Source organism: Streptomyces sp. NPDC007346, assembly GCF_040703535.1.
GTDB lineage: Bacteria > Actinomycetota > Actinomycetes > Streptomycetales > Streptomycetaceae > Streptomyces.
The window spans coordinates 1-4,344 of the sequence record NZ_JBEYKR010000263.1 but is presented as its reverse complement, the minus strand read 5'-3'; the positions used below and the strand labels follow the sequence as shown (position 1 = coordinate 4,344).

Below are 4,344 nucleotides of genomic sequence, written 5' to 3'. Positions count from 1 at the left end.
TTCGCACCATCACCCATCGGGTGAACAACGCGGCGCTGAAAGTGGTGGCGGCCGACACCGACACGGTCTCGGGCAAGAAGTCCGGCAAGATCCTGGTCGACGAGGTCTGGGTGTTCGGCAAGCGTGCGAACGCCGACGCCATGCTGATGGAGGCCACCGGCGGCCAGATCTCCCGGGAGGAAGGGTTTGTGATCCTGTTGTCGACGCAGAGCGACGAACCGCCTGCCGGGGTCTTCGAAGAGAAACTGAGCTATTACCGGGATGTTCGCGACGGGGTAGTCAATGACCGCAAGTCGTTGGGGGTTCTGTACGAGTTCCCGGAGGCCATGGTCAAGAGCAAGGCCTACCTCCAGCCGGAAAACTTCTACGTCACCAACCCCAATATGGGGCGGTCGGTCAGCCGTGAATGGCTGGAAGATGAACTGGCGAAGAACCTCCGCAAGGACGAGGGCAGTCAGCGGAAATTCTTCGCCAAGCACCTCAATATCCAGATCGGCATGAACCTGCGAGCCAACCGCTGGGCCGGCGCCGACCATTGGGAAGGGCGGGGCGATACAAGCCTGACGCTCGATGAGTTGCTGCTTCGAAGTGAAGTGGTAGTGGCTGGAATCGACGGCGGCGGACTGGACGACCTTCTGGGTCTGAGCCTGATCGGTCGCGAGCGAGGTAGCCGTCGATGGCTGCACTGGGCTCATGCTTGGGCACACAAGATCGCGCTGGAGCGTCGCAAGGACATCGTCAGCGTCCTGCAGGATTTTGCGGCAGACGGTGACCTGACCATTGTCGATCTGCCCGGCGACGATGTGCGGGACGTTGCCGACATCATCTGCCAAGTACGAGATGCCGGCTTGCTGCCTGAAAAGCAGGCCATCGGCGTCGATGCGGCGGGGATTGGCGACATCATTGACGAGCTCACCACCGAGGAGCGCGGGATCACTATGGAGAGAATCGCTTCAGTGTCTCAAGGCTGGCGCTTGAATGGTGCGATCAAGACCACAGAGCGCAAGGTGGCCGGCGGTGAGTTCATTCACGGCGGCTCCCGGCTGATGGCCTGGTGCGTGGGCAACGCCAAGACCGTGCAGGTCGGCAACGCAATCGCGATCAACAAGCAGATTAGCGGCACCGCCAAAATCGACCCGCTGATGGCGACCTTCGATGCGGCAACGCTGATGGCGCTGAACCCGGAAGGCTCTGGTGATCTCCAGGGCTTCTTTGATAACCCGATCATGGTAGGAATCTGATGGCCGACAAGAAACCGGGCCGGGTGAAGGCTGCGCTTCAAAACTGGCTCGGGGTGCCCATTGGCCTGAAGGACGGCGCATTCTGGCAAGAGTGGTTCGGCAGCTCCGCATCTGGAAAGCATGTCTCGGTCGACAAGGCCATGCAGCTGTCCACGGTATGGGCGTGTGTGAGGCTGCTGTCCGAATCCGTCTCAACGCTTCCGCTCAAGCTGTACCGGCGCCTCCCTGATGGATCTCGAGAGGTCGCCAAAGATCATCCACTGTTCCGTGTGCTGTGCCGCATTCCGAACGCCGAGATGACCCCGCAGCGCTTCATGCTGCTGGTCGTAGCGAGTATTTGCCTTCGAGGTAATGCCTTCATCGAGAAGAAGATGATCGGCAGCAGGATCATCGCCCTGGTACCTCTCCTTCCCCAGTGCATGAGGGTGAAGCGGCAGGACAACGGGCGCCTGAAGTACACGTACAACGAGAATGGCGTGGATCGCGACATTCCCGAGAAGAGCCTGATGCACATCCGTGGCTTTGGCCTAGACGGGGTGTGCGGGATGCTTCCGGTCACCACTGGGCGGGAGATCTTCGGCTCGGCGATGGCGATAGAGGAGGCTGCGGCGAAGGTGTTCGCGCAGGGGATGCAGGCCTCGGGCATCCTGAGCAGCGATGCCAAGATCACGCCGCAGCAGCGTGAGCAGCTTCGCGCCAGCATGCAGGCGTTCATGGGATCGAAGAACGCCGGCAAGATCATGGTGGCGGAGGCGGGCTTCAAGTACCAGGGCATCACGATGAACCCTGAGGCTGCACAGATGCTTGAGTCCAGGTCTTTCGGGATCGAGGAAATGTGCCGTTGGTTCCGCGTGCCGCCGTTCATGGTCGGGCACATGGACAAGCAGTCCAGTTGGGCTGCCTCAGTTGAAGCGCAGAATCTTCACTTCCTTACAAACAGCCTGCGGCCATTGCTGGTCAACATAGAGCAGGAGATCACTCGCTGCCTGATCGGTGAGGCCGATGCCGACGACTACTACGCCGAGTTCGCGGTTGAGGGCTTGCTGCGTGCAGACAACTCGGGCCGCGCAGCCTGGTACAACACGGCCCTGCAAAATGGCTGGATGTCTCGCAACGAGGTGCGGCGGCTGGAGAACTATCCGCCGATCCCGGGCGGCGACACCTATACGGTCCAGTCCGCACTTGTGCCTTTGGAGGAGCTCGGCAAGCCGGCAGCAGGCGTATCGCCGGCAGCCTCGGCATTCATGCTTCGGCTGGTTTCGGCGCGCAACAACGACGACCGCGAGGCCATCAACAAGGCGGTCGAGCTGGCGTCCCAGGCTCTGGAAGCAGGAAACCCGGACGGCCCAATGATGGCCCACGCGCTGATATCGATGCCGCTGCTCAAAGCGGCCTGACCTGGAGCAACCCATGACTCTCAAGACACTACCGGCAGCGCCGGCGGTGCGGCCGCACGCGCGCGTCGAATCCGACCTACTGCCCAAGGCCATGGAGCGCTGGAATCCAGCGATCAAGGCGGCAGCCGGTGACGACTCCACCACTATCACGATGTACGACCCAATCGGTATGGACTGGTGGACGGGCGAGGGCGTCACCGCCAAGCGCATCAGTGCCGCGCTTCGCAGCATTGGCGACAAAGACATCACCGTGAAGATCAACAGCCCAGGCGGCGATGTTTTCGAGGGCTTGGCGATCTACAACCTGCTGCGCGAGCACAGGGGCAAGGTAACCGTTCAGGTGCTTGGCCTGGCTGCCTCGGCTGCGTCGTTCATCGCCATGGCCGGTGATGAAATCCAGATCGCCCGAGCCGGCTTCATGATGATCCACAACGCCTGGACCATCGCCGCTGGCGACCGAAACGACTTCACCGAGGTGGCTGACTTCCTCGACCAGATCGACGCAACCCTGGCCGACATCTACGCGGTTAGGACGGGCGATGAAGCCGCAGCGATGCGCACCCTGATGGACGTAGAGACCTGGATGGGCGGCAGTGCGGCAGTCGAGGCTGGCTTCGCTGACGGCTTGCTCCCATCGGATGCGGCCCAGGAAGACCCGCAAGCCATCGCGCCTCAGCAGGTCGCGGCGCGACGCCTGGATACGATCCTGGCCAAACAGGGCATGCCTCGCTCAGAGCGTCGCTCCCTGATCCAAGAACTCAAGGGGGGTACGCCTGGCGCTGCCCCCTCCGGTACGCGCAGCGCTGCCGAAAACCAGGCCGACTTGGCCAACCACTTTGCCGATCTACAGGCCGCCATGTCGCGGTTCTCGGCAGCAGCCCTCACGTAACCGGAGAAAATTCCATGGCAGATAACACCGCTGACCTGCTGAAGCAGGTTTCCGCCGAGCTCAAGCAGGCCACCAGCGACTTCAGCAAGCAGGCCGAGAACGCGCTTAACGAAGCAAAGAAGGCCGGAAGCCTGTCCGAAGAAACCAAGAATGCCGTCGACGAACTGGCGACCAAGTTCAACAGCCTGACCGAGGCCGAGAAGCAGCTGAAAGCCCAGCTGGGCGAGCTCGAGCAGGAGTTCGCGCGCCGGCCGTCGGCTGGCACCCAGCAAGCCCAGGACAGCCTCGGCGGCGTCGTGATCAAGAGCGAAGCGCTGAAGCAGTTCTCGGCCAGCGTCGAAGGCGGAAAACGGGTGAACATTCCCGTCAGCGCGGCTCTGCTGTCCACTGACGTTCCGGCCGGCATCGTCGAGCCTCAGCGCCTTCCCGGCATCGACACTGCGCCGAAGCAGCGCCTGTTCATCCGCGACCTGATTGCCCCGGGCCGAACCACCGCCCCGGCGATCTTCTGGGTGCAGCAGACCGGCTTCACCAACGCCGCCAAGGTCGTGGCCGAGGGCACCGCCAAGCCGTACTCGAGCATCGAATTCGCGTCGAAGCTCACCGCGGTGTCGACTATCGCCCACATGTTCAAGGCCTCCAAGCAGATCCTGGACGACTTTGCTCAGCTGGGTTCGACCATCGACGTCGAAATGCGCTACGGCCTCAAGTACGTCGAGGAGCAGGAGATCCTGTTCGGTGACGGCACTGGCGTGCACCTGCACGGTATCGTCCCTCAGGCCTCGAAGTACGTCCCGGCATTCGAGGTAGAGAAACG

The 4,344-nt window shown here is 62.1% G+C and carries 4 protein-coding genes; all 4 read left to right on the top strand.

Annotated elements, in window-relative coordinates; all coding sequences use genetic code 11:
* Nucleotides 1-1,241 (top strand): terminase TerL endonuclease subunit (locus AB0917_RS33710; protein ID WP_366823517.1); only part of this gene is annotated, 1,241 nt, incomplete at its 5' end.
* Complete coding sequence (locus AB0917_RS33705) at nt 1,241-2,638, top strand: phage portal protein (protein ID WP_366823516.1); 1,398 nt, start codon at nt 1,241-1,243, stop codon at nt 2,636-2,638. The genes AB0917_RS33710 and AB0917_RS33705, both read left to right, overlap by 1 nt.
* 13 nt (nt 2,639-2,651) lie before the next feature.
* Nucleotides 2,652-3,527, top strand: coding sequence for a head maturation protease, ClpP-related (locus AB0917_RS33700; RefSeq protein ID WP_229589027.1), 876 nt, complete (start codon nt 2,652-2,654; stop codon nt 3,525-3,527).
* A gap of 14 nt (nt 3,528-3,541) precedes the next feature.
* Nucleotides 3,542-4,344, top strand: an 803-nt coding sequence (locus AB0917_RS33695) for a phage major capsid protein (protein ID WP_366823515.1), incomplete at its 3' end; no start/stop codon positions are given.